The following is a 24472-nucleotide window of genomic DNA, read 5'->3' on the forward strand; positions in this document are numbered from 1 at the left end:
TGCCCTTGATACCCTACCACTAGACTATGATTTTATGGCATAATAGGGCTACTCCACGTTTGAGCAACGTCCTCGCATCGATCAGAACGGCATTTCCCCCACGCTTGTGGAAAGGCTACCAACCAGTGCATCTCTACCTGTCCAGCAACATCAGAATAGGGGGTTCCCATGGCCTCAATTGGACGAATTGATCGGAATGTTTCGAGTTTGCCACGCCCAGATGAGTATCCACCATCGAGTATCACCTTTGATTTCATGTCAATGGTTTTTGCTGCATGGTGGTTGGTTGGTTTGTTCGCTGATGGTGCAGCCCATGCTCGGAATGCAGTTGATACCTTCTTTACGCCTTGGCATCTTATTCTCTACTCTGGCTTTTTGGCAGTAGCGTTATGGATTGGCGGGTTGCAGCTCCGCAATATGTACAAAGGCTACAGCATTTGGCGGGCCTTGCCCCGCGGCTACTTGCTGGCCTTGGTTGGCATTATTTTGTTTGCGATTGCCGCGCCGCTCGATTTTATTTGGCACGACGTTTTTGGCTTTGAGCTGCGGCTTGATGCCTTGCTTAGTCCGCCGCACTTGATGCTAATTACGGGCGCAATGCTGTTTGGAACCGCTCCTTTGCGCACAGCGTGGATTCGCTTGCAACAAGGCGAGAAACTGGTTGGTTGGCGCGGTGGACTAGCGCCGATGGTCTTGTCGCTGTTTTTCTTTATGGTTACAACCGCCTTTATGACCCAATATGCCCATCCCTTGGCTTCACCCAGATGGCTTTCGGCACCTTATAGCGTTGAAATTGAGATGTATCGGACTGACCTGTGGGGGATTGCTTCAGCCCATATCAGCACCTTTGTCTTGATTAGTATTTTGTTGCTTTCGCTACGCTTCTGGCCCTTGCCATTTGGCTCAATTACGCTCTTGGTCGGCGGTAGTATGTTTATGCTTTGGGTTATGCGCGCATCAAGAGTCATGGATTATTGGCCGGTTTTGGTCTGGGCAGTGGTCATTGGTTTGGCTGCTGATTGCGCCATGCACTATTGGAAGATCGATCGCCACAACCGTTTGGGTATTCGCTTGCTGTGTAGCTTGTTGCCTGCTGGCTTCTTTTTGGGCTACTACCTGATTATTATGGCTGGTCCTGGCCTGACCTGGATCACCCATATGTGGACAGGGATGGTTTTTGAAGTAGCAATTGTTGGCTTGATGTTGAGTTTCTTGGTGGCTCCACCCTACGAAAAGCTCGATAAAGCACGCTAAAATTCCAGTTTCGCCGCTTGCAATCGCACCTCATGGCCAATGAGGTGCGATTGGTTTTTAAGAAGTGTAGGGAAACTAGGCTGCATAGCACCTTTTGGTGTGCTAAGTATTTACCTTTTGGCTATCGTCGTCGCTTGAATCTATGCTACTATGGGCGTACTTATGACAAGGCGGTCGAGCTATTCTTGCTTAGCACTCCATCCTACTTGCTCTTTATCGCCATAGATCTATTCCACGCAAGGAGGCCAAGCATGGCAACGGTCGGCCCAACCAAAACTACCGCAGCACGGCTGAATCCTGCGCCTGTAGGCTATCCAGCATTCAGCAAGCGGCTCGATGCGTTGTGTATTTTCTTTAGCATTTGGTTGATCATTGGGCTTTTTATTGATGGTTTGGCGCATGCCGAGCAACGAATTGATACATTTTTCTCGCCGTGGCATGCAGTGCTCTATTCAGGCTTTTTAGGTATTACCTGTGTCATTGGCACCGTGCAGCTCCGCAATATGTACCGCCACTATCCCCTGACTAAAGCTTTGCCTCGCGGCTATTTCCCTGCCTTGTTGGGCATTCTGCTGTTTTCGTTTGCTGCCCCGCTTGATTTGCTGTGGCACGAATGGTTTGGCTTTGAATTGCGCCTCGATGCTTTATTTAGCCCACCCCACTTGATGATTATCAGCGGGGCGATGTTGTTTGGTACTGCACCATTACGCACCGCGTGGATTCAAACTCAAGCTGGAGCGCGCTTGCAGGGCTGGCGTGATTTAGGCTCAATGGTGATGTCGCTGTTTTTTCTGATGGCGGCTGTGAGCTTTTTTACCCAATATGCTAGCCCAATTGTCAATGCGCCATTTCTCTCAGAGCCATATATTGAAGCAACCATGTCGAATATCGACCTGCGCGGGATTAGCACAGGCATCATCACGACGCTGGTATTGATTGGGGTTTTGCTGCTCTCGCTACGCTTCTGGCCCTTGCCATTTGGCGCGATGACTCTGTTAATTGGTGGCAGCACCGGCTTGATTTGGTTTGTGCACAATAAAAGTTCGCAAGCCTATTGGCCAGTCGTGATTTGGGCTGCAAGCGTGGGCTTGCTTGCTGATCTCGCCATGCATGGCTTCAAAATCAATCAACAACGCCCATTGCGCGTTCGGCTGCTGTGTAGTTTGCTGCCTGCTGGCTTCTTTCTTGGCTACTATCTGATAATCATGGCGAGTAGCGGCCTCAATTGGATTACCCATATGTGGACTGGTATGGTTTTTGAAGTAGCGATTTTGGGCTTTTGCCTCAGCTTAATTGCCATTCCACCCTATGCAAGGAATAGTGAAGCGAGTACGGATCAGGAGCGTTGATCCACGAAGGACACGAAGGGCACGAAGATATGGATTTGTACCCTATTCAGACATTCAACGAATCTATCCTTGGCGTTCTTCGTGTCCTTCGCGATTCCGTTACCTAATTCCTGGCCCCTAATCCCTGAACCCTCCTGTGCTCTGCGCCGCTGCGTTAAATTTGCCCATTTTTGCCTTTCGAAATTTGACTTCTGAAGTTCTATCCAATTGCCTGACCCCTGACAACTAGCCCCAGATCCCCAACCCCCAGCAACCGATACCCAATCCCGGTATATGTTCTATGCTCTTTGGTTAGCCTTTACGCCCAAATTGGCGTTCGATTTGGCCTTGGGTAATTTGAAGCATAGTTGGGCGGCCATGGGGGCAGGTGCGTGGCATTTCGCAGCGTTCTAGTTGTTGCAGCAGCTGACGCATTTCTTCATGGGTCAGGGTTTTGCCTGCCCGAATTGAGCTATGGCAAGCGATTGTGGTCAACATTTTTTCGCGTCGATCGTCGCTAGTAGCACCACCTTCGTAGCTTAGATGATCGGCTATTTCCATTAATGCAGTTGCAATTTGACCAACATGCAGATTACTTGGCACCGCCCGCAACATCAAGGTGCCTTCGCCAAATTCCTCTGCTTCAAAGCCCCATTGCTCCAAATCGGCCAAATGCGCGCTTAGCAAGCGGGTTACTGCTGGTGGCAATTCAATTGGCTGGGCTAGCATCAGGGTTTGGCGCTCAATCGGCACATCTTGGTGCTCAGCCATCAATCGCTCATAAACCACTCGTTCGTGGGCAGCATGTTGATCGACCAAGTACATGCCATCGCTGCTTTCAGCGACGATGTAGGTTTCGTTTACTTGGCCAACCACCCGTAGCATTGGCAATTTGGCTTCGCCTGGAGCGGGCATGCTTGGAGCATACGTCGGATCGAAGGCTTGTTGTTGGGCTGGCAAAAAGGCGCTTGGCTGGTTTTGGCTGGTTGGAGGCGTGTCAAAGCGCGCTTGGCTGGCGCTTGGCGGCAAGGCTACGGTCGAATCAAAATCATCATCTGGATACGTATTGACCTGCGGGCGCGGCGCGATTGGTGCATCATCAAACAAGGGCGCATCGTTGCTGGCACCACGCCGTTCACCATTTGGCGAGCGCAATTCAACCCGTCGATTGACACTTTCATTAGCCCCAAAGCCAGTCCAAGCGCGAATGGTGCTTTGCGCTGCTAAGGCTTCGCGCACTGCCTTGGTCAACGCGCCATAGACATGCGATTGATTGCGGAACTTGACCTCGCTTTTGGTTGGATGCACATTCACATCAACCGCTTCTGGCTCAAGCTCAATATTCAGGGCCACAATTGGGTGGCGGCCTTTCATCAATAAGGTATGATAGGCCTCCTCGATCATATAAACCAAGTTGCCTTGGGGCTTAATCCAGCGTTGATTGACGAATAAATGCATGTAGGAGCGAGCGGCGCGGAAGGTTGAGGGCTGACTAACAAAGCCATGCACCCGCACTGTTTCATCTTCTGCTTCCGAGGTGCGATCAACGCTAATCATCTCGCGGCCAACGTCAATCCCATACAATTCGATTAAAGCATCGAGCAAGCGGCCATTGCCTGGCGTTTGTAGCGCAAGCTTGCCATCAAGCAACAATGTCCAGCGAATATTGGGGTAGGCCAAGGCATATTGGGTTACGATGGTGCTAATCTGGCTCATTTCGGTGGCATCAGAGCGCATAAATTTGAGCCGCGCTGGGGTGTTATAAAACAAATTGCGAATCGTGAAGGTTGTGCCAACCGAGCAGCCACGGGGAGTTTTAGCCTGAATCTCGCCGCCAGCAATTCGTAATTCTGTGCCAACCTCGTCAGCAGCGGTGCGCGTGAGGCAAGTTACTTGGGCCACCGAGGCGATTGAGGGCAAGGCCTCGCCGCGAAAGCCAAGCGTGCGAATCGAGAATAAATCCTCAATTTCGGTAACTTTGCTGGTTGCATGGCGCAAAAATGCCGTTTCAACCTCGTCACTCGGAATCCCAGAGCCATTATCTTGGATGCGCAACTCGCGTTTGCCGCCCTCGCGTGCTTCGACCCGAATCTCGGTAGCGCCAGCATCAACCGAATTTTCAATTAATTCTTTGACCACCGAAGCAGGGCGTTCCACCACCTCGCCAGCGGCGATTTGGGCAGCTAAAGTTGGGTCTAAAACACGAATTGGCATTGCTCTGGCTCCTCGTAGATGCACATTTTTACCCTGCCATTGTAGCATAATTTGGGCTTTTTAGCATAAATGAGCTAGTTTGGAGTTGGGGATAGGAATGAGGGGTCAGGATTTAGGGATGAGGGATCAGGGGTCAGCGAAACGAAACCACGAAGATCACGAAGGATAATTATTTTTAGCCACAGATTGACACAGATGTTTAGGATTAGGTTGTTGCCAGCCCAAAGCCAATAGCCAATAGCGTTATCCCTCTGCACCTCTGCGTTAGCATTGATTCACGAAGGCACACTAACGCAATTGGGGTTTAGAAGCAATTAAACAATCCACAACATAAACATTTGGGGGTGCAGGGGGCTGAAAACCCCCTGCGTTTCCCGCTGGCGGGACGGAAGGGTGGCAAACATTTACATGCGCTCAGCGACGCGGGCGAGCACAAATTTGAGGTAGCGTCCCTCGTTGAAATGCGCAGGCACCGGATGATCAAGCGCTTGGCCAGCTTCATGAATAATTCGCAGTTGTTGGTCGGTTTGGGCCGCCGCCTCGCCAAGCATCAAGCGAAAATTAGCAGGCGATAATTGGCTGGTGCAGCTGGCCGAAGCCAAAAGCCCTCCAGTTGCCACACACTGAATCGCCAAGGCGTTGAGTTTGACATAAGCACGGGTCGCGGCATGAATGTTCTTCTTTGAACGGGCAAACGATGGTGGATCGAGAATCACCAAATCGTAGGTTTCGCCGCGCTGAATTGTGCGATGCAGAAAATCAAAGCAATCGCGGGCTAAGAACGTATGGTGCTCGCCCATCAAATCGTTGAGCACAAAATTCTGCTCTGCATCGCGGGCCGCTGCTGGCGCAATATCAACGCTGGTGGTTGCGCTGGCACCGCCTCGGGCTGCATATAACGAAAATGCTCCGGTGTAGGAGAAACAATTGAGCACCGTTTTGCCTTTGCTCCATTGCTCGATCGTGTGGCGGTTTTCACGATGATCGAGAAATAAGCCAGTTTTCTGGCCCTCAAACAGATTGGCAATCAACTTGAGGCCATGCTCTTGCACCACCAAGTTGGCTGGCGGTAATTCGCCCCACAACAGCTCAATTTTGCCAGTTTCATCGTCGTTTTCGCTATCGTCGCGGCGGCGGCGCACCACACCACGCAGTTGTGGCACGCTTGCTTGCAAGGCCTTGACCACATCAGCAATCAAAACCTCGACACAATCTGCGTAGGTTGCAATCACCGCGTATTGGTTATAGAGATCGATGGTGATGCCTGGCATGCCATCGCCTTCGCCAAACAGCAAGCGATAGGCGGTGGTGGCAGTTTGGCGCAATGGTTCGCGGGCTTGCCATGCCTGCTGAACCATGGTTTTGATCCAGTTGGCATCTGGTTGCATGCGACTTGAGAAGATGCGCAGCGCAATCGGCGAGCGCGCATCCCACAAACCAAAGCCTTGCCAATTGCCACAATGCAGTCGAACCCATGTGCCGCTCGCTAAGCGAGTACTAGGCGGCACATGGTCGCGATAAACCCATGGATGGCCTGCCTGCAAATGGGCCTTGAGCTGCGTTGGCAAATTGATAGTTGGCATTGAACGGGCGGCCACACACGACTCCTCTTAGACTGCAGATGGCACGTAACCACGCACCATTTGCAATAAATCTTGAACATCAAACGGCTTGGAAATGTAGTTGGTATAGCCAGCACTAAAGGCGCGTTGGCGATCTTCCTCGGCTGCATGGGCTGTGATCGCAATCACTGGAATATGCGCCAAATCAGGCTGCATGCGAATTTCGCGAATCAGCGTCCAGCCATCTTTAACTGGAAGTCCTACATCGAGTAGTACAAGCGCTGGGCGATGTTGGCGCATATATTCAATTAATTGCAGCCCGCCATTCAGGGTGCGCACGCTATAGCCATAGCGGGTCAACATGCGCATAACAAGGTCGGCAAGGGCTGGTGTATCATCAACAACTACTATATGGTGCATAATTTGCAAACCCCCGTAATGTAGATCGATATAAAACCTCGCAAAGGTCACGCTTACTTCATTCAACTGGCAATCGTTGGTCGCAACCGTGGTCACTACCAAGACTGCCGCGTCGTAATGATTCAATGGAGGACTTTAGTCCTAGCTTACGAGGGTGACTTTACTTCTAAGCTTACCAAATTGCGCAATAAATCACAATTCGATTGAGCCAAGCTGCGGTTGGGTGATCGTTGGCAGCACTAAACTAGGTTGATCTCCGTCGCTGGTGTGTTGGCTGCCGCGCTCAAGCGGATTCGTGACAAAGGCAATTGGTAAAACTTCATCCATATGTTCAACTGCAATCACGGTTATTTGGCGGCGCACGTTATTTGGCACTTCTTCAAGATCACGCAGATTCTTTTTGGGAATCAGCATGGTTGTGATGCCCGCCCGAAATGCGCCCAAGATTTTGTCGCGCAAGCCGCCGATTGGTAGCACCCGCCCGCGCAAGGTAATTTCGCCAGTCATGGCCACATCGCGGCGCAATGGCCGATGGGTCAAGGCCGAAATAACCGAACAGGCTAAGGTAATGCCAGCCGATGGCCCATCCTTGGGCACACCGCCTTCTGGGACGTGAATATGAATATCGATTTTTTCGAAGCGCTTGCCATCAATCCCCAAGCGGCGCGAGGATGCCCGCGCATACGAAAGCGCTGCTTGCGCCGATTCCTGCATCACATCGCCAAGCTGGCCGGTTAAGGTTGTTGTGCCTTTGCCATCGACGATAGCCGTTTCGATGGCGACCACATCGCCACCATTGCTCGACCAAACCATGCCCGTTGCGACCCCAATTTCATCGCGGTCGTTGGCACGGCTATAGTCGAACGGTGGCTGACCAAGAAAATCACTAAGCATGGTTGGCGTGATTCGCCGTGGATAGCGCTTTTTCTCGGCCACGCGGCGGGCGATTTTGCGACAGATGCCGCCAATCTCGCGCTCAAGGTTGCGCACGCCTGCTTCCCAGGTATAGGTGCGAATGATTTGGCGCAACGCTTCATCGCTAATGCTGATGGGATGTTGCTTCAAGCCATTCGCTTCAATTTGCTTGGGAATCAAGAATTTGCGCGCAATTTGGACTTTTTCTTCTTCAATATAGCCAGGCAGCTCAACAATCTCCATCCGATCAAGCAATGGCTCGTCGATCGGGTCAAGCATGTTGGCGGTGGTAATAAACATAATCTTCGAAAGATCATACGGCAAATCAAGGTAATGATCGGCAAATGTATTGTTTTGCTCAGGATCAAGCACCTCTAACAAGGCCGCCGCTGGATCGCCACGAAAATCGTTGCCCAGCTTGTCGATCTCATCGAGCATAAAGACAGGATTGATTGTGCCAGCATCTTTCATGGTTTGGATAATGCGGCCTGGCATTGCCCCAATATAGGTGCGGCGATGGCCGCGAATTTCGGCCTCGTCGTGCACGCCGCCAAGCGAAAGCCGCACAAACTCGCGGCCTAAAGCTTCGGCAACTGAACGGCCAAGGCTGGTTTTGCCAACGCCTGGTGGGCCAACAAAGCACAAAATTGGCGATTTGGTGCTATCGCCAGCAAGCATACGCACCGCAATAAATTCTAAAATTCGCTCTTTAACTTTTTTCAAGCCATAGTGGTTGTTATCGAGCACTTGGGCTGCAACCTGAAGGTCGTTAACATCGGCGCTGGTTTTCGACCAAGGCAGATCCAACAGCCAATCCAAATAGGTTCGAATAACGCTATATTCGGGCGCTGCTGGCGGCATCATCTCCAAGCGGCCAAGCTCTTCGAGGGCTTTGGCTTGGGCTTTGGCAGGCAGATCAGCGGCCACAATCCGATCATGCAATTCGTTCAATTCGCGAGTCAGCGGATCTTCTTGGCCTAACTCAGTTTGGATCGCCTTGAGTTGTTCGCGCAGGAAGAAATCGCGTTGCGATTTATCGACTTCTTTTTGGACTTGATTTTGAATGTGATGCTCTAGTTCAAGCACATCAAGCTCTTGCGAAAGCACAACGCTCAAGCGGCGCAAGCGTTCCTCGACCTCAAACAGTTCGAGCAATTGCTGGCGGCGGCCAATATCAAGTGGCAAGGTTGAGGCGATGAGGTCGGCGAGGGCGCTGCCATCCTCAAGATTAAGTGCGGCAACATAGGCATCATCGGGCATGGTGCGGCTGAGTTTAACCACTTTTTCATACGAGGCCAACACGCCACGCATCATGGCTTCGACCGCCAAACTTGATTCTTGGTCGGGTTCGATAATCTGCACTTCGGCGTTGATATAGGGTTCGGTTGCTAGCCAATCGACAATTTGCACCCGCTGTTGGCCTTGAACCAAAACCGAGGTTGTGCCATCGGGCAATTTCAGCACCCGTTCGATATGGGCGATGACCCCGACCTGATACAGTTGGCTGGTATCGTGCTCCTCGATTTCAATTGCACGCTGGGCTACGGCAACAATCCGCCGATCAGCGCTCATTGCTGCTTCAATTGCGGCCATCGATAGATCACGGGCTACAAAGAGCGGGGTGACCATTGTCGGGAAAAGCACGGTATTAATCAGCGGGAGCACAGGTAATTCAACCCTGGCTGCTACCTTCACATCATCCACCAACTGTCCATCATCTGCCATGGGTTATCACCTTTTGTCTCAAGTCCAGATTGAGTTGCTTGCAGAAACATACGGGGCATTATAGCACAGCCTTCTTGCGATGAACGGTTGCTGGCCCGCTGCGCGCCCATCCAGACCAACCTAGCTGGGCTGCGTGAAGAAATTGTTCCATTTGGTAAGCAAAATCGCACTTTAGCGCTTGAGCTTGGCTGATTAAACTTGAAGCACCACAAAGGAGGATGCTATGGCCAAGCAACGGCAACAGGCTCTGAAGGTCTGGGGGAGGCTGCGATGATTAGTGCAACAATGCGAGTTGGAGAATTACTGGGGCGTTATCCAGAGCTAGAAGATTGGCTGATGTTGAATGTGCCAAGGCTGGCTCGGCTTTCGAATCCCCATTTGCGGCGGATGTTAAGCCGCTGGCTGACCTTGAGCCAGCTAGCCCAAATGCTGCACGTAGACGTTGATCAGTTGCTGATGGCGGTTAATCAAGCTTTAAATGTGACCAAACAACCAGTTACGCCCCCAATTGAACCCCCTGCTTGGCTGCAAGAACGCCCAATTTATCAAACAATCTACGTTGATCAGATGAGCAATGAAGTTGATGACCCTGTGCAATTGATTTTGCGCAGCGCCAAAACTGTTCCAGCAGGCACAGTCTTATTGCTGGTTAATGCGTTTGATCTCACTCAGCTTTGCGCCAGCTTAGAGCATCAGGGCTTTGTTAGTTGGCAACGCCCGAATCAAGCCCATTGGGATTGTTATCTGTATCGCAAACTCCCTGGCGAAGAGCAATGGTTTGCTGCCCGCCCTGAGCAGAAGCAATACACAGTGATCGATAATCGTGGCCTTAAAACGCCGTTGCCCTTAGTCAATATCTTGGCAGCCTTGAGCAACTTGGAGCCAGGTCAACAATTGTTGAGTTTGACCGATCTCCAGCCAACCTACTTGTTCCCAATGCTCGACGAACGGGGGTTTATCTATAGCACCAGTCGCGCAATCGATTATGGCTATATCACCACAATTAGTCGGCCTTTGATTTCGGTTAATTGAATAGATCATTATCGCAACTCTACATCCTCAAAAGGGTTTTTAATGAATAATTGAATTGGTCACCATCATTTATGCAATTGGTTGTCACCACCCTTCCGTCCCGCCTCAAGGCGGGCAACGCAGGGGCTTTAATCCCCCTGCGCCCGCTCAAGAGCAATGTGTGGCAGACAGACAGCATTTGATGAACCTGCCATGGTGTGGTTCGCAGCGTCGCAATCTAGGGCTTTACATTTGGCCAAAGCTGGGTTATCATATCGGATATTACCGAAATGAAGGTTGGTTATGACATCGGCGCTACCCCATGAAATTCAGGCTTTTTTGCGGGCTTTGGGCAACGAAACCCGCCAAACGATCTTGTTTTTGTTTGCCAGCCACCAGCAACTGACGGTTGGCGAAATTGCCGAACTGGCCCAGATTGGTCAATCGACCGCTTCAGAACACTTGACCATGCTCAAACGCGCAGGCTTGTTGACGTCAACCCGCCAAGGTAAAGAGGTCATCTATCAAGCTGATAACCAACAAATGGTGGCCTATGCAGAGGAATTATTAACCTACTTAAAAACCTGTACTTACGAATAATATTTTTTTATTCAACATATCGTTATATTCCGAAATGACGATATGTTATTTTAGGGAGCAACTCAATGCAAGCAATTGTGATTTTAGGTGGCTACGGGGTGGTTGGTTCGCAAATTGCCCAAATCTTACGCCAGAGCCATAGCGATTTGCCTTTGATTTTGGCGGGTCGCAATCCCGATCAAGCCCAAGCCTTGCTGGCAGAGTTGGGTGCACACACCAGCGTAGCGGCAGTTGATGTGCTCAAACCGAAGCCGTTGGCCGGCTTGCAACCACGCGCGATCATCAATGCAGTTAACGATCCGCATGATTATGTGTTGCAGGAAGCCGTGGCGCGGGGGATTCCGCTGGTCGATATTACGCGCTGGACATCACGCTTACAACATACCTTGAATGGGCTTGATCGGGCTGCGCTCAAGGCTCCGTTGGTCTTTGCCTCGCATTGGATGGCGGGCTTGGCAAGTGTGGTGGCGGTTGCAGCAACGCAGCAATTAGCCCACACCGAACAGCTTGATTTGCATGTGCTGTTTTCGCTTAAAGATAAAGCTGGGCCAAATTCGATTGAATATATGCAGCATCTTACGACGCCGTTTACGATCACTGAAAAGTATCAGCAGCGTGAGGTTTATCCCTATACAGAGCCACAAACCGTTACCTTTCCCAATGGCTACCGTGCTAAAACCTATCGCTTTGATACGCCCGATCAATGGACGTTGCCGCAAAGCACCAGCGCTGCAAGTGTTTCAGCGCGGATCACCTTTGATGATCGTTTGACGATGGGGTTGTTGTTGAGCTTGGCCCGCTCGGGCGTGTGGAAATTGTTGATGCATCGGCGCTTTGATCGCTTGCGGCATGCGTTGCTCTATAATCCAGGCAAGGGTGCGGCCCATGAATTGGTGTGGCAGATTAGCGGGCGCGATGCTGCTGGCAACCCACAGCAACTGACCAAAACAATTGTTGATCCGCAAGGCCAAACCCATTTGACCGCTGTGGGCGCGGTGATTCAGCTTGAAACGATGTTAGGGTTGGATGGCAGTCCCGCTTTGGATGCAGGCATCTACTTTCCTGAAACTGCGCCAAAGTTGGCCTATGCCTTGCAGCGCATGCAGCAGCTTGGGGTGGAATTGAATTAATTGAAGAAGCAGCGGCTTGCGAAATAGCAAGGCGCTGCTTCTTTGCTTAGATTTATTGTGCCATCGCGAAGGCACCATACAGAATCAGAAAATTAATCATAACGATTGCAGCATGCACGATTAAGCCGTTGCGTAATGTGGGTTGCGAGCCAAGATCAACCGCGTTATTAAATGGCACAAAAAGCCCGTGTTCGGCAGTTTGGGCATGCGTGTGCACGCGCAACCGCAACAGATCACTGGTTCGATATGGCCCTTCGGTGTAGGCATTGCGCAGCATGGGCACATATTTTCGGCCTATGATTAACCCAATTATGCCAACAATGATTAATTCAGGAAAGGGTAGCGGTAATGCTCCGCGCTGAATCAAATAGCAAAATAGCCCAAAATATTGGCCAATGCTTAGCCAACGTAAACTATGCAGCAAAAACCAGCGAATCGTTGTTTTGAAAAATGCATAGCCATAACACAAGCTGATCCAGCCAATTAATCCTATTCCGAGTAGAAAGAGATAGAAGAGCATAAAAACCTCGCACTTAAGCGTAAATGTTGCTTGGCAGTCAACTATTTTCTGTACAACATACTAAATCATAGGGTTATGGATCTAGGAATAAACACCACGCTTGTTGAGCATGTTGATCGACTGAAGCGTGCTGAAATTAAGTGCAGGCAGAATGATGAGGCTTGGTGGTTGGTTGGCATGGAGCGACTCTTAATCTCGACGAGGAGCATAGCAAAGCCAATTTGGCTTGTCAATAGCCCATTAACCCACAGCACCCGCTCGCACGGGGCAGAGAAGGTGCTGTGGAATGTAAGCTATGCGCGAAATTAATCGCGGCGCAGCTTGCGATAGGTGATGCGATGGGGATGATCGGCGGCGCTGCCTAAGCGTTTGCGGCGGTCGGCCTCATATTCGCTGTAGGTGCCTGGATACCAAACCACTTGGCTGTCGCCTTCAAAGGCCAGCATGTGGGTGGCAACCCGATCGAGGAACCAGCGATCGTGGGAAATGATCACTGCACAGCCGCCGAAATTTTCCAAGGCTTCTTCCAAGGCGCGCAAGGTATGCACGTCTAAGTCGTTGGTTGGTTCGTCGAGCAGGATGACGTTGGCGCCCGATTTGAGCATTTTGGCTAAATGGACGCGGTTGCGCTCGCCGCCTGAGAGGCTACCGACCTTCTTTTGTTGGTCTGAACCAGAGAAGTTGAAACGGGCGACATAGGCGCGCGAATTGACCGTGCGTGGCCCTAACTGAATTTGTTCAGCGCCCTCGGAAATTTCTTCCCACACGGTTTTTTCTGGGTCGAGCGTTTCGCGGCTTTGGTCGACATACGCCAACTTGACGGTTGAGCCAACCTCAAACACCCCACTATCTGGCTGTTCTTGGCTGGTGATCATACGGAACAAGGTGGTTTTACCAGCGCCGTTTGGCCCAATAATGCCCACAATCCCGCCCGCAGGTAAATCGAGGGTCAGGTTGTCATAAAGTAACTTGTCGCCAAATGATTTGCTCACATCGTTGGCGCGAATCACAATATCGCCCAACCGTGGCCCTGGTGGAATGAAAATTTCCAATTCGCCTTGGGCTTTTTCAGTATTTTGGCTAAGCAATTGCTCGTAAGCGTTAATCCGCGCTTTGCTCTTGGTTTGGCGGGCTTTGGGCGCCATATTAATCCAATCCAACTCGCGTTGGAGGGTTTTTTGGCGTTGTGATTCGGCTTTTTCTTCGTTGGCAAGGCGATTTTGCTTTTGCTCAAGCCACGATGAATAATTGCCCTTCCATGGAATCCCTTGGCCACGATCCAGTTCCAAAATCCAGCCAGCCACATTATTTAAGAAGTGGCGGTCGTGGGTTACGGCGATAACCGTGCCGGGGTATTCTTGCAAGTGCTTTTCGAGCCAAGCCACCGATTCAGCATCGAGGTGGTTGGTTGGTTCGTCGAGCAGCAAAATGCTCGGTTCTTCGAGCAACAAGCGACAGAGCGCAACCCGACGACGTTCACCCCCAGAAAGCACCTCGACTGGTGTATCTGATGGTGGGCAGCGCAATGCATCCATGGCGAAATCGAGGCGGCTATCCAAATCCCAGGCATTCATTTGATCAAGTTTATCTTGAACTTCGCCTTGGCGTTGGATCAGCGCATCCATTTCGTCGTCGCTCATTGATTCGCCGAATTTGGCGTTAATTTCGTCGTATTCACGTAGCGCATCGACGACTGGTTTAACCGCTTCTTCAACGATTTGGCGCACAGTTTTGCCTGCGGCTAATTGTGGTTCTTGCTCAAGGTAGCCAATGGTATAGCCTGGCGCGAGCACCGTTTCGCCTTGAAACTCTTGGTCAACGCCCGCCAAAATGCGCAATAGGCTTGATTTACCGGAACCGTTTGTCCCAAGCACGCCAATTTTTGCGCCCAAAAAATAGGATAATGAAATATCCTTCAATACTTGCTTATTGGGCGGATGAATTTTGCTCACCCGAACCATCGAGTAGATAACTTTGTTATCCACAAACACCTCACATCTAGACCAGATTTCATTCGGCCTTATTGTACTTGAATTTGGGGGGAGTAGAACATAGAGCAAAGAACATAGAACATTAGGATTTAAGGAGAGGGGTTTGATCCATGAAGTTTTTTGAGCCACAAATTACACGAATTACACGAACTCTCCTATTAAACGTAATGGTTATTGCCAATTACTCCATCCCTTATGTTCTATGCTCTATGTTCTATGCTCTTTACTCGGTTTGGCTCAAGGCGCGGACGTGGGCGGCATGATCGGGGGCGAGCACAATCGATTCGCCGACGAGAATTGCATCAACGCCCCATGCGCGCAGGGTTGGCAGCACGTCAGGGCCATGAATGCCGCTTTCGGCCACCAACACAGGCCGTTGTGGGTCGCCGATGGCTGGCAAGCTGGCGCCAACTCGCTGGGTTGTGGCAATATCGACGCTAAAACTATGCAAGTCGCGGTTGTTGATGCCAATAATTTGAGCTTGCAGCGCTTGGGCACGGGCCATTTCAGCTTCAGTATGCACTTCGACCAAGGCTTCCATACCCAATCCATAGGTCAATGCATACAACTCCTGCAACGTTTGATCATCGAGCATGCCGACGATTAACAAAATTGCATCAGCGCCATAGACCCGTGCTTCGTAAATTTGGTAGGGATCGTAGATGAAATCTTTGCGCAACAACGGCGTAGCATAGCCTAATTTGTCGAGATGTTCATGAATGGTGCGCAAATAGATCAGGCTGCCTTGAAAAAACCGCACATCAGTTAACACCGAAATGGCTGCCGCCCCGTTGCGTGCATAGGTTTCTGCAAGCTCGGTAGGGTTGAAATGCTCCAAAAAGACCCCTTTGGATGGACTGGCCTTTTTGACTTCGGCGATCAAACTAATTCGATCTGGTTGACGCAATGCTTGGCGCAAACTACGTGGGGCTGGCGAGGTTCCCAATTGCTGGTCAAGCTTGGCTTGGGGAACCTTCAATTTTTGGCGTTCGACCTCGGTGCGTTTATGGGCAAAAATCTGATCTAAAATTGTCGCATTCATTGGGAAACCTCGTGGGCTAGAAACAGCAGTGCATGGCGCTAGAGTAGCATATGGTTTAGTGCTATGCCAATTGGCTTTATTGTTGGGAGGCAACAATTCGTGAGTGCGATCTATGGGCGTTTTGATTTTGCCGATGCGACTGGTCAACCCCAAGCGTTGGAGTTTCGCCAACCATTGGCGGTCTATCGGGCGACAACCAGCGCCGAAGTGCTTCCGACGATTCAAGCTGCGCAGGCTGCGGCCCAAACTGGGGCGTATGTGATTGGTTATTTGAGCTACGAGGCGGCAGCGGCGTTTGATCCTGCTTTGGCTTGCCATGCTCCGGCGAGCTTGCCGTTGGTCTGGTTTGCAGCTTTTGCGGCACCGCAGGTTGTGGAGCCAACAACTCAACACTATCAAATCTCGGCGTGGCAACCAAGCATGGGCCTTGAGCAATATCGACAGGCAATTAGCGCAATTCATGCGGCGATTGCGCGCGGTGAAACCTACCAAGTTAACTATACTTTGCGCTTGCGTGCCGATTTCAGCGGCGATCCATTGGCGTTCTACCACGATTTACGGGCTGCCCAAGCGGCCAATTATTGTGCCTACCTCGATCTCGGCGAGTATCAAATTCTTTCTGCTTCGCCTGAACTCTTTTTCGATTGGCGCGAGCAGCGGCTGACCACCAAGCCAATGAAAGGCACTGCGCCACGTGGACGTTGGCTCGAAGAGGATGAACGCTTGGCCCGTCAATTACAGACCTCGGAGAAAAATCGGGCCGAAAATCTGATGATTGTTGATCTGTTGCGCAACGATTTGGGGCGGGTTGCTGCGATTGGCAGCGTTGGCGTACCCCGTTTGTTTGAGCTAGAGCGCTATCGCACGCTGTGGCAACTGACCTCGACGGTTGCCGCCAAAACCAAGCCCAACACCAGTTTGCTCGATATTCTGCAAGCGCTGTTTCCGTGTGGCTCGATTACTGGCGCGCCTAAAGTCAAAACGATGGAATTAATTCGCCAGCTTGAGGCTGAGCCGCGGGCGGTCTATTGTGGCGCGCTTGGCATGCTCCGGCCTGATGGCAGCACAACCTTTAATGTGGCAATTCGCACCGTTTGGATCGATCAGCGCCAGCAGCAGGCAGAATATGGCGTTGGCGGCGGCATAACCTGGGATTCGCAGGCTGATGACGAATATGCAGAGGCTCAGCTTAAAGCCCAATTATTGACCGAGCGCTGGCCCGAATTCGACTTAATCGAAACCTTGCGCTGGGATGGTCAAGCCTACTGGTTGTTGGAGCAGCACTTGCAGCGCTTGCAGGCTTCGGCGGCCTATTTTGGCTTTGCGTATGATCGAACGGCGCTGATTGCTGCGCTCAACCAGCATAGCCAAGCTTGCCCAACGCCTTTACGGGTGCGTTTGAACCTCACCCCTGCGGGTGAGATCGCAATTGCCAGCACGCCAGTAACGCCGACCGCCGATGGCCAAAAGGTGATTCTGGCTCCCACAGCGGTTAACTCGCACCATCGCTTTCTCTACCACAAAACAACTAACCGTAGGGTGTATGAAGAATTCACCCAACTCTCCCCCACCTATTTTGATGTCTTGCTCTGGAATGAGCATGGTCAGTTGACCGAATTTACCAGAGGCAATGTTGTGCTTGAGCTTAATGGCCAGCGTTGGACTCCCCCAGTTAGCGCAGGATTATTAGCTGGCACATATCGCGCCGAATTGTTGCAACAACACGCTATCCACGAGCGTACTTTAGTCCTAGCCGATCTGCAAGCGGCAAGCCGAATTTGGCTGATTAACAGTATCCGAGGTTGGGTCTTAGTTGAGCTGAATACTACAGACGTTACCAATTCTTGCTAATACCGCTAGCGGTACTAGGACTAAAGGTATAGCAAAAAGTGGTATAACGCCCGATGTTATACCACTTTATATTCATATAATTATGATATACGCGCGCATTTGCATAGCTAACTAGCTATTAACTGATTCACCTTTAGCGGTGATCAAAGAGAGGACTAAAGAATGCGCTTTGGGTGATAGACATAGGCTTGTTGGATAGATTAAGGTAGTACTCAGGTAATTAGCTTAATCGCCATGTGTTGCCCTGAGAAAGCACAGATGGTCGTCCGGGTAGAACGTGTAGATGAGGTATGTTATGCCAACCACAACACACCTACAACCGTCAGCGAGAACGGTTCCAGTGCCAATTCCCAAGCTGGAAGCGTCGGTTGCTGAACTGGATTCGCTCGATCCAGTTTGGCAAACCACAACTATCGTAGCTCCGAAACTGATTGTATTGAGTCAAACAGCCCCCAAGACGCGGCTTAATGCACAAGCTATGCAAACTCAACGAAACAATTGGCGTATGGCAAATCAGCAAGCATTCAACGATCAATTGGCATGCGCAGGCAACCCTGTTGCTCGGGCCAATTGGCGAGTGCTGCCTGAAAAGTAGAGATGAATTATTTGCTTGAGAAGCAACCAACACAGAGTTAGGTTTGTCAAGCATTTAGGAGATTGACTCAATGCCAACCCGTACTACATTGCATTACTTAGCGACGCTTATGCCCCGCGATCTTCCTGTGCTCTATTGTCCATTTCCGGCAGCTATTCATCCCGATGCGCTTGCGATTCAAGCCTCAACCCAAGCTTGGGCTGATAGCTTTGGCTTGCTTGACGATTTGGAAACTCGGATCTCATTCAACCAACGTGGCTATGGCACGTTGATGGCCCGCGCCTATCCCAATGCCTTGGCCGAGCGTATGCCAACCATTGCCGATTGGAGCACCAGCCTCTTTCTGCTTGATGATCAACTCGATCGTTTTGGCCGCGATCACGATGCCAGCGCCATGGCGATCCTCTTGCAACGCTTGATGAAAGTGCTCAAAGGTTCGCCAGCCAAACGTCACGATTTGCCCATTGTTCAAGCTATGGGCGATGTGACCAACCGCTTGGTGCAGGGTTCGCCAGAAGCATGGCAACATTTCTTCTTCGATTCGTTGCGCAAATCGTTTGCTGCGGTGCAATGGGAAGCCAACAACCGTGCTCAGGGCTATATTCCAACCCAAAAAACCTATGCTATGCAACGTTTGTATACGAGTGGCACGTATTTGTGCTTAGCCTTGATTGAATTCGGCAATAACGAATTTTTGCATCCTCAAGTGCGGTTGCATCCAATGGTGCGGCGTTTGTGCGAGTATGTCAATCGGGTGGTGTTCTACTCGAATGATATTATTTCGTTGCGCAAAGAATTATTAGCTGGCGATTGGCAGAATTTGGTCTATTTGATTCACGCCCAACATCAATTGCCGATTGGCGAAGCATTAAATTACGTTGCTCGTTTGCATAACGATACGATTAATCAATTTACCCGCGAGCGAATGATGCTTGATAAGCTGGCACCGGAAATTTGCTCGCCAACGCTCTATCGTTTTGTCGATGGCTTGGCAACCTGGATGCGGGCCAATCACGATTGGTCAACCATGACCTCGCGCTATCAAACCTCAACCGAAGGCTTGCATGGCTCGCAATATTGTGCGTAGCACTTGATTGGTTGTTGAAGTAGTGTGTTGGATGAAGGAACTGTGTTGTGAGATATACAGTTCTTTTCTTTTTAAGCTGCTAGAATTGTTGGGCATGTCCAGCGTGCAGTGGCTGTCAATTCTAGCGCTCAGTCGAATGATGAAGCTCGGTTTCCCTCTTGCGATGGATTGCAAGCGGGTTTTTTGTGGTTAAATAGCCATACCGCCGAGCTGAATTTAGAGGGAGCTTCGTATGGTGATGACGTTATCTACAACCCACACGCCCGCCACCGATTTGGGTTTTATTTTACATAAGCATCCTGATCGGGTGCAGCAATTTGAATTGCCATTTGGCACAGCCCATGTTTTTTATCCAGCAGCCAGCCCTGAATATTGTCGCGTGGCCTTGCTGCTTGAGGTTGATCCGGTGGCCTTGGTGCGTGGCAATCCTGGCGGCCAAGGTATGCTCAGCCAATATGTAAACGATCGCCCGTATGTGGCATCGTCGTTGCTGAGCGTTGCGTTGGGCGCGGTGTTTTCGAGCGCAATTGCTGGAGTTTGTAACAAACGGCCAGAATTGGTCGAGCAACGTATGCCGTTAACCGTTGAGCTGCCAGTTGTAGCAGTGCGGGCCAAAGCTGGTTTGGGCTTGGTGCAACGGTTGTTTGAACCATTGGGATATAGCGTAGAAGCAACGCCAATTGAGCTTGATCCCAGCCAAACTGCGAGCCACCATGCGTATCTATCCCTTAAATTAAGTGCCAATCTCACGGTAAAACAATTGCTCACGCACATATATGTGCTCATCCCTGTGTTGGATAATAGCAAGCACTATTGGATTGGCCAAGATGAGGTGAGCAAATTGTTACGCAAAGGTGATGGTTGGTTGGCGCAACACCCTGAATGTGAATTAATTACAATGCGCTATTTGTGCTATCAAAAAAGCCTTGCCAACACTGCGCTTGAGCAGCTGTTGCAAGCGACCGCGCCAGAAACGGTTGAGCAAACTGAAGCTGTTGATGATGAAACAGCAACGCCCGAAGTTCGCCAACCAAGTCTACATACCCAGCGCCACACCGTGATTGTGCAGCGTTTGAAGGCAGCAGGCGCCCAACGGATCTTGGATTTGGGCTGTGGCGAGGGCAAACTCCTGCGTGAGTTGCTCAAAGATGCGCAATTTAGTACGGTGGTTGGCATGGAGTTGAGCACACGCTCGTTGGCGATTTTGCAGCAACGAGCTGAACGCTTGCCTGCGCATCAACGCCAACGCCTCAGCTTATTACACGGCTCGTTGCTCTATCGTGATCAACGATTAAAGGGCTTCGACGCGGCGGCGATTGTCGAAGTGCTGGAGCACCTTGAGCTTGGCCATTTGGCTTCCTTCGAGCAAACAGTGTTTGGCTTTGCGCACCCGAAATTGGTGCTAGTAACAACCCCAAACCGTGAGTACAACCAATTGTTTCCGAGCTTGCCGACTGATCAGTTGCGCCACAGCGACCATCGTTTTGAGTGGACGCGAGCCGAGTTTGCCGCTTGGGCCGAGCGCGTTGCCGCAAGCTACAACTATCGCGTGACAATCGAGCCATTAGGCCCAGAAGATGCTAACCATGGCGCGCCTTCGCAATTGGGGGTGTTTGAAGATGCAAGCTAAACTTCATTTGGCGCTCGGAACCCATGTGGTTTTGTTGCGCTCAATCGAAAACCAAACCAAGCATAGCGTAGCCCAAGTAGTTGCAACGCCTTGCGAGCATAGCGAGCGCTACACGGTGCGTTGTGTCGATGGCACGCTCTTGCAATTAACCCGCCAAGATTTTGGCTTGCGTAAACAATTCAACGACCCACTCGTGGCCTTGGAGCAATCAAATTTGGCCGAACAGCGCGACTGGATTCACTATCGCTGCGTGATTGGCTCGCGAGCCTATGGCCTCGATACGCCCGAATCGGATACAGATTGGCGCGGCTTTTTTGTGCCGCCAGCAGAGGTGCATTGGGGGCTGGCTGGCATTCCTGAGCAATATGAATTGAGCGAAACCCAGGAGCATTATTGGGAAGTGCAAAAATTCTTGAATTTGCTGTTGCGGGCCAATCCAAGTGCCTTGGAATGTTTGTATAGCGATTTGGTTGAGCATGCCTCGCCATTGGCGTTGGAGCTACGGGCAATACGCCATCGCCTGCTGACCAGCCGCATTTATCAAAGCCACAATAGCTATGTGCTGGCCCAATTTCGCCTGCTCGAACGCGATTTGCGCACCAACGGCAGCCTGCGCTGGAAACATGTGATGCATCTAATTCGACTGTTGCTCAGTGGGATTCATGGCTTGCGCCATGGCGAATTACGCTTGCACCATGTTGAATATCGCGAGCAACTTATGGCGATTCGCGCTGGCGAAATGCAATGGGAAGCGATTAACCGCTGGCGGATCGCCCTGCATGCTGAGTTTGAACAAGCCTATGCCACCACCAAATTGCCAATTTTGCCCGATCTCGCGGCGGCAAATGCTTGGCTCTTAGCTGTGCGCCGCGCTCAAGTGGCCTAAGGAGAGATATTGATGGAACTAGGAATACCCGAATTTTGTTTAGTGGTTTTGATTGGCGCTTCTGGGGCTGGTAAATCGACCTTTGCCCAGCGCCATTTCAAGCCAACCGAAATTATTTCTTCCGATACCTGCCGCGCCATGCTCTGCGATGATGAAACTGATCAAGCGGTTTCGGCAGATGCCTTCGATTTGGTGTATACGATTGCTGCCAAACGACTGGCTTTGGGCCGTTTGACCGTTATTGACGCAACCAATGTCCAAGCGGCAGCGCGCCAACCATTGATGGCCTTGGCGCGCCATTATCATGTTTGGCCAGTGGCGATTGTGCTGCAAACGCCTGAAAAGGTTTGTTTGGAGCGCAACGTAGGCCGCGCCAACCGCAACTTTGGCGATTTTGTGGTCAAGCGTCAAGTCGATAATTTACGCCGTTCGCTGCGCACCCTGCGCGATGAAGGGTTTCGGGTTGTGTATACCATTACGCCAGAGCAGGTTGATGCCATTGAAATTGTGCGCCAACGAGCGTGGAGCAACCGCAAAACCGAGCATGGCCCGTTCGATATTATTGGCGATGTCCATGGTTGTTACCCTGAACTAGAGCGTTTGTTGTTGGAATTGGGCTACAGCATTAACCTCACGCCAGGCCATAATTATGGCTTTACGGTCACGCCACCTGCTGGCCGTCGCGCTGTGTTCGTTGGCGATTTAGTTGATCGTGGGCCGGATTCGGTGGGCGTGTTGCGGCTGGTGATGAGCATGGTTGAAACGGGCGCTGCCTTGTGTGTGCCCGGCAATCACGACGATAAATTAGCCCGCGCCTTGGCTGGGCGCAACGTGAAGCAAACCCATGGCTTGGCCGAAACTATGCAAGCCTTGGTCGAAACCGACGAAACTTTTCGCCAAGCAGTGCGCCGGTTTATTGAAGCCATGGTCAGCCACCTGATTTTTGACGATGGTAAATTGGTTGTGGCCCATGCTGGCATGAAGCAAGAATTGCAAGGGCGCATGTCGAAGCAGGTGCGCGAATTTGCCTTGTATGGCGAAACGACCGGAGAAACCGATGAATTTGGCTTGCCCGTGCGCTACCCATGGGCCAAGGAATATCGCGGCGAAGGCTTGGTGGTCTATGGCCACACGCCAATTCCGCAGCCTGAATGGCTCAATAATACGGTGGATATTGATACTGGGTGTGCCTTTGGCGGAGCCTTAACTGCCTTGCGCTACCCTGAGCGCGAGTTTGTGCAGGTGCCAGCATTTGCCCAATATGCAATTCCAAAACGACCCTTGGAATACAACGCAACGCAACTTGCGGCGCAGCAGGAAAATGACCAAGTGCTTAATTTGAGTGATTTTCAAGGCAAGCTCAAATTGAGCACCAGCCTGATGAGCCAAATCACTTTGCGCGAAGAACAAACCGCCGCCGCCTTGGAAGTGATGAGTCGCTTTGCCATCGAGCCGCAATGGCTGATGTATCTGCCGCCAACTATGTCGCCCTCGGAAACCAGTCAACTTGATGGTTTCTTGGAGCATCCCGCCGAAGCGCTCGATTACTATCGGCGGGCGGGAGTTAACGAGGTTGTCTGCGAAGCCAAACATATGGGTTCGCGCGCCATCGTGATTATTTGCCGCGACAGTGCTGTGGCCCAAGCTCGGTTTGGCGTGGTTGGCGAGCAAATCGGGGTTTGTTATACCCGCACTGGGCGGCGTTTCTTTAACGATCCTGAGCTAGAGACCGCCTTTTTGCAACGGGTGCAGCAGGCAATTAGCAAGCTGAATTGGTGGGAAAGCTTTGATTCGGGCTGGTTTGCTTTGGATTGCGAGCTGTTGCCATGGTCGGCCAAAGCCCAAGATTTGATTCGTCATCAATATGCACCAGTTGGCGCTGCTGCGACCGCCAGCATAAGCGCGGCCCAAACAGCCTTGCAACAAACTGTCACTCGTTTGCCCGAATCGGTTGAATTGCAAGCCCTGATTGCCCATACCCAACTGCGCCAACAGGCAGTCCAAGGCTATGTTGATGTCTATCAGCACTATTGCTGGCCAGTACAAAGCCTTGATGATTTGCGGCTTGCTCCCTTTCATCTCTTGGCCTGCGAGCAACGCCCATTCTACGACCGTGATCACGAATGGCATATGCAAACTTTGGCTACGTTGGCTGAAGCCGAGCCGCGTTTGTTTATTGCCACCGAGTATCGCGTGGTCGATTTGCACGATCAAGCCAAGGTTGAGCAAGCAATCGAATGGTGGCAAAGCCTGACCGCAGCTGGTGGCGAAGGCATGGTCGTCAAGCCCAAGCAATGGGTTGTCCAGAATGCGCGCGGCCTTGTGCAGCCTGCAATCAAATGTCGCGGCCCTGAATATCTGCGGATTATCTATGGACCCGAATACGATTTGCCCGAAAATCTCGCCCGTTTGCGCAAACGTGGCCTGAGTGGCAAGCGTTCGCTGGCCTTGCGCGAATTGGCCTTGGGCCTCGAAGCCCTTGATCGTTTTGTTAATCGCGAGCCATTGCGGCGGGTGCATGAATGTGTTTTTGGTGTGCTTGCCCTCGAAAGCGAGCCAGTTGACCCGCGTTTGTAGGGATTGGGGATCGGTTGTTAGGGGTCGGGGATCAGGTTTGATCCACGAAGGGCACGAAAATGGGCTATAGGATTTTGGCGAGCGGAATTATGTGGTTTTCCATCAGTTGTTCCGCTCGCCGGAAGCTTTCAATT

Annotated in this window: 18 protein-coding genes; 11 read left to right on the forward strand and 7 right to left on the reverse strand. The window is 51.2% G+C overall.

What is annotated here, in order from left to right; translation table 11 throughout:
• Positions 1 to 168 precede the first annotated feature (168 nt).
• On the forward strand, positions 169 to 1254 hold the full coding sequence (locus SE18_RS08920; RefSeq protein WP_054534098.1) for a hypothetical protein: 1086 nt from the start codon (positions 169 to 171) through the stop codon (positions 1252 to 1254).
• A 251-nt stretch (positions 1255 to 1505) separates the two neighbouring features.
• Positions 1506 to 2603 (forward strand): hypothetical protein, encoded by a 1098-nt coding sequence (locus SE18_RS08925; protein WP_054534099.1) that lies wholly within the window; start codon positions 1506 to 1508, stop codon positions 2601 to 2603.
• 291 nt (positions 2604 to 2894) lie between these two features.
• On the opposite strand, the gene mutL is transcribed toward SE18_RS08925, so the two are convergent.
• The 4 genes from mutL to lon form a co-directional block, all read right to left on the reverse strand.
• Positions 2895 to 4796, reverse strand: a complete 1902-nt coding sequence (gene mutL, locus SE18_RS08930; RefSeq protein WP_054534100.1) for a DNA mismatch repair endonuclease MutL — start codon at positions 4794 to 4796, stop codon at positions 2895 to 2897.
• Positions 4797 to 5200: 404 nt separating this feature from the next.
• Positions 5201 to 6394, reverse strand: a complete 1194-nt coding sequence (locus SE18_RS08935) for a class I SAM-dependent rRNA methyltransferase (protein ID WP_152976590.1) — start codon at positions 6392 to 6394, stop codon at positions 5201 to 5203.
• A gap of 12 nt (positions 6395 to 6406) precedes the next feature.
• The gene (locus SE18_RS08940) at positions 6407 to 6904 is read right to left on the reverse strand and encodes a response regulator (protein WP_152976591.1); all 498 of its coding nucleotides are present in this window, start codon (positions 6902 to 6904) and stop codon (positions 6407 to 6409) included.
• A 66-nt stretch (positions 6905 to 6970) separates the two neighbouring features.
• Positions 6971 to 9418, reverse strand: a complete 2448-nt coding sequence (lon, locus tag SE18_RS08945) for an endopeptidase La (RefSeq protein ID WP_054534102.1) — start codon at positions 9416 to 9418, stop codon at positions 6971 to 6973.
• Positions 9419 to 9688: 270 nt separating this feature from the next.
• Between lon and SE18_RS08950 the strand changes: the two genes are divergently transcribed.
• From SE18_RS08950 to SE18_RS08960, 3 genes are all read left to right on the forward strand, one after another.
• Positions 9689 to 10450 (forward strand): DUF2249 domain-containing protein, encoded by a 762-nt coding sequence (locus SE18_RS08950; RefSeq protein ID WP_054534103.1) that lies wholly within the window; start codon positions 9689 to 9691, stop codon positions 10448 to 10450.
• A gap of 282 nt (positions 10451 to 10732) precedes the next feature.
• Positions 10733 to 11029 carry an ArsR/SmtB family transcription factor gene (locus SE18_RS08955; RefSeq protein ID WP_054534104.1) on the forward strand — a complete coding sequence of 99 codons (297 nt, stop codon included), beginning with the start codon at positions 10733 to 10735 and terminating at the stop codon, positions 11027 to 11029.
• A gap of 65 nt (positions 11030 to 11094) precedes the next feature.
• Complete coding sequence (locus tag SE18_RS08960) at positions 11095 to 12159, forward strand: saccharopine dehydrogenase family protein (RefSeq protein WP_054534105.1); 1065 nt, start codon at positions 11095 to 11097, stop codon at positions 12157 to 12159.
• A 52-nt stretch (positions 12160 to 12211) separates the two neighbouring features.
• Here the strand turns inward: SE18_RS08960 and SE18_RS08965 are convergent, their stop codons facing one another.
• From SE18_RS08965 to trpC, 3 genes are all read right to left on the reverse strand, one after another.
• On the reverse strand, positions 12212 to 12679 hold the full coding sequence (locus SE18_RS08965; protein ID WP_054534106.1) for a hypothetical protein: 468 nt from the start codon (positions 12677 to 12679) through the stop codon (positions 12212 to 12214).
• 305 nt (positions 12680 to 12984) lie between these two features.
• Complete coding sequence (ettA, locus tag SE18_RS08975) at positions 12985 to 14664, reverse strand: energy-dependent translational throttle protein EttA (RefSeq protein ID WP_083469794.1); 1680 nt, start codon at positions 14662 to 14664, stop codon at positions 12985 to 12987.
• Positions 14665 to 14893: 229 nt separating this feature from the next.
• The gene (gene trpC / locus SE18_RS08980; RefSeq protein WP_054534108.1) at positions 14894 to 15712 is read right to left on the reverse strand and encodes an indole-3-glycerol phosphate synthase TrpC; all 819 of its coding nucleotides are present in this window, start codon (positions 15710 to 15712) and stop codon (positions 14894 to 14896) included.
• Between the two features lie 99 nt (positions 15713 to 15811).
• Between trpC and pabB the strand changes: the two genes are divergently transcribed.
• The 6 genes from pabB to SE18_RS09010 all read left to right on the forward strand — a co-directional run bounded on the left by pabB (position 15812) and on the right by SE18_RS09010 (position 24338).
• Positions 15812 to 17563 (forward strand): aminodeoxychorismate synthase component I, encoded by a 1752-nt coding sequence (gene pabB / locus SE18_RS08985; RefSeq protein WP_201783482.1) that lies wholly within the window; start codon positions 15812 to 15814, stop codon positions 17561 to 17563.
• A gap of 295 nt (positions 17564 to 17858) precedes the next feature.
• The gene (locus SE18_RS08990; RefSeq protein WP_054534110.1) at positions 17859 to 18158 is read left to right on the forward strand and encodes a hypothetical protein; all 300 of its coding nucleotides are present in this window, start codon (positions 17859 to 17861) and stop codon (positions 18156 to 18158) included.
• Between the two features lie 70 nt (positions 18159 to 18228).
• Positions 18229 to 19245: a terpene synthase family protein gene (locus SE18_RS08995; protein WP_054534111.1), complete on the forward strand. Its 1017-nt coding sequence runs from the start codon at positions 18229 to 18231 to the stop codon at positions 19243 to 19245.
• Between the two features lie 232 nt (positions 19246 to 19477).
• Entirely contained in the window at positions 19478 to 20875 is a 1398-nt protein-coding gene (locus SE18_RS09000) for a 3' terminal RNA ribose 2'-O-methyltransferase Hen1 (protein ID WP_054534112.1), read from the forward strand.
• On the forward strand, positions 20865 to 21761 hold the full coding sequence (locus SE18_RS09005; RefSeq protein ID WP_054534113.1) for a nucleotidyltransferase domain-containing protein: 897 nt from the start codon (positions 20865 to 20867) through the stop codon (positions 21759 to 21761). Before SE18_RS09000 ends, SE18_RS09005 begins: the two co-directional genes overlap by 11 nt.
• A 12-nt stretch (positions 21762 to 21773) precedes the next feature.
• Entirely contained in the window at positions 21774 to 24338 is a 2565-nt protein-coding gene (locus tag SE18_RS09010; RefSeq protein ID WP_054534114.1) for a polynucleotide kinase-phosphatase, read from the forward strand.
• Positions 24339 to 24472 lie beyond the last annotated feature (134 nt).

It is taken from the genome of Herpetosiphon geysericola (assembly GCF_001306135.1).
Taxonomy (GTDB): domain Bacteria; phylum Chloroflexota; class Chloroflexia; order Chloroflexales; family Herpetosiphonaceae; genus Herpetosiphon; species Herpetosiphon geysericola.

Excerpts from the sequence above, each read along its gene's own strand:
- SE18_RS09005 (WP_054534113.1), top strand. The coding sequence starts at position 20,865 with ATGCAAGCTAAACTTCATTTGGCGCTCGGAACCCATGTGGTTTTGTTG.
- SE18_RS09000 (WP_054534112.1), top strand. The coding sequence starts at position 19,478 with ATGGTGATGACGTTATCTACAACCCACACGCCCGCCACCGATTTGGGT.
- SE18_RS08925 (WP_054534099.1), top strand. The coding sequence starts at position 1,506 with ATGGCAACGGTCGGCCCAACCAAAACTACCGCAGCACGGCTGAATCCT.
- SE18_RS08965 (WP_054534106.1), bottom strand. The coding sequence starts at position 12,679 with ATGCTCTTCTATCTCTTTCTACTCGGAATAGGATTAATTGGCTGGATC.
- lon (WP_054534102.1), bottom strand. The coding sequence starts at position 9,418 with ATGGCAGATGATGGACAGTTGGTGGATGATGTGAAGGTAGCAGCCAGG.
- SE18_RS09010 (WP_054534114.1), top strand. The coding sequence starts at position 21,774 with ATGGAACTAGGAATACCCGAATTTTGTTTAGTGGTTTTGATTGGCGCT.
- mutL (WP_054534100.1), bottom strand. The coding sequence starts at position 4,796 with ATGCCAATTCGTGTTTTAGACCCAACTTTAGCTGCCCAAATCGCCGCT.
- SE18_RS08955 (WP_054534104.1), top strand. The coding sequence starts at position 10,733 with ATGACATCGGCGCTACCCCATGAAATTCAGGCTTTTTTGCGGGCTTTG.
- SE18_RS08995 (WP_054534111.1), top strand. The coding sequence starts at position 18,229 with ATGCCAACCCGTACTACATTGCATTACTTAGCGACGCTTATGCCCCGC.
- SE18_RS08960 (WP_054534105.1), top strand. The coding sequence starts at position 11,095 with ATGCAAGCAATTGTGATTTTAGGTGGCTACGGGGTGGTTGGTTCGCAA.
- SE18_RS08990 (WP_054534110.1), top strand. The coding sequence starts at position 17,859 with ATGCCAACCACAACACACCTACAACCGTCAGCGAGAACGGTTCCAGTG.
- trpC (WP_054534108.1), bottom strand. The coding sequence starts at position 15,712 with ATGAATGCGACAATTTTAGATCAGATTTTTGCCCATAAACGCACCGAG.
- SE18_RS08920 (WP_054534098.1), top strand. The coding sequence starts at position 169 with ATGGCCTCAATTGGACGAATTGATCGGAATGTTTCGAGTTTGCCACGC.
- SE18_RS08950 (WP_054534103.1), top strand. The coding sequence starts at position 9,689 with ATGATTAGTGCAACAATGCGAGTTGGAGAATTACTGGGGCGTTATCCA.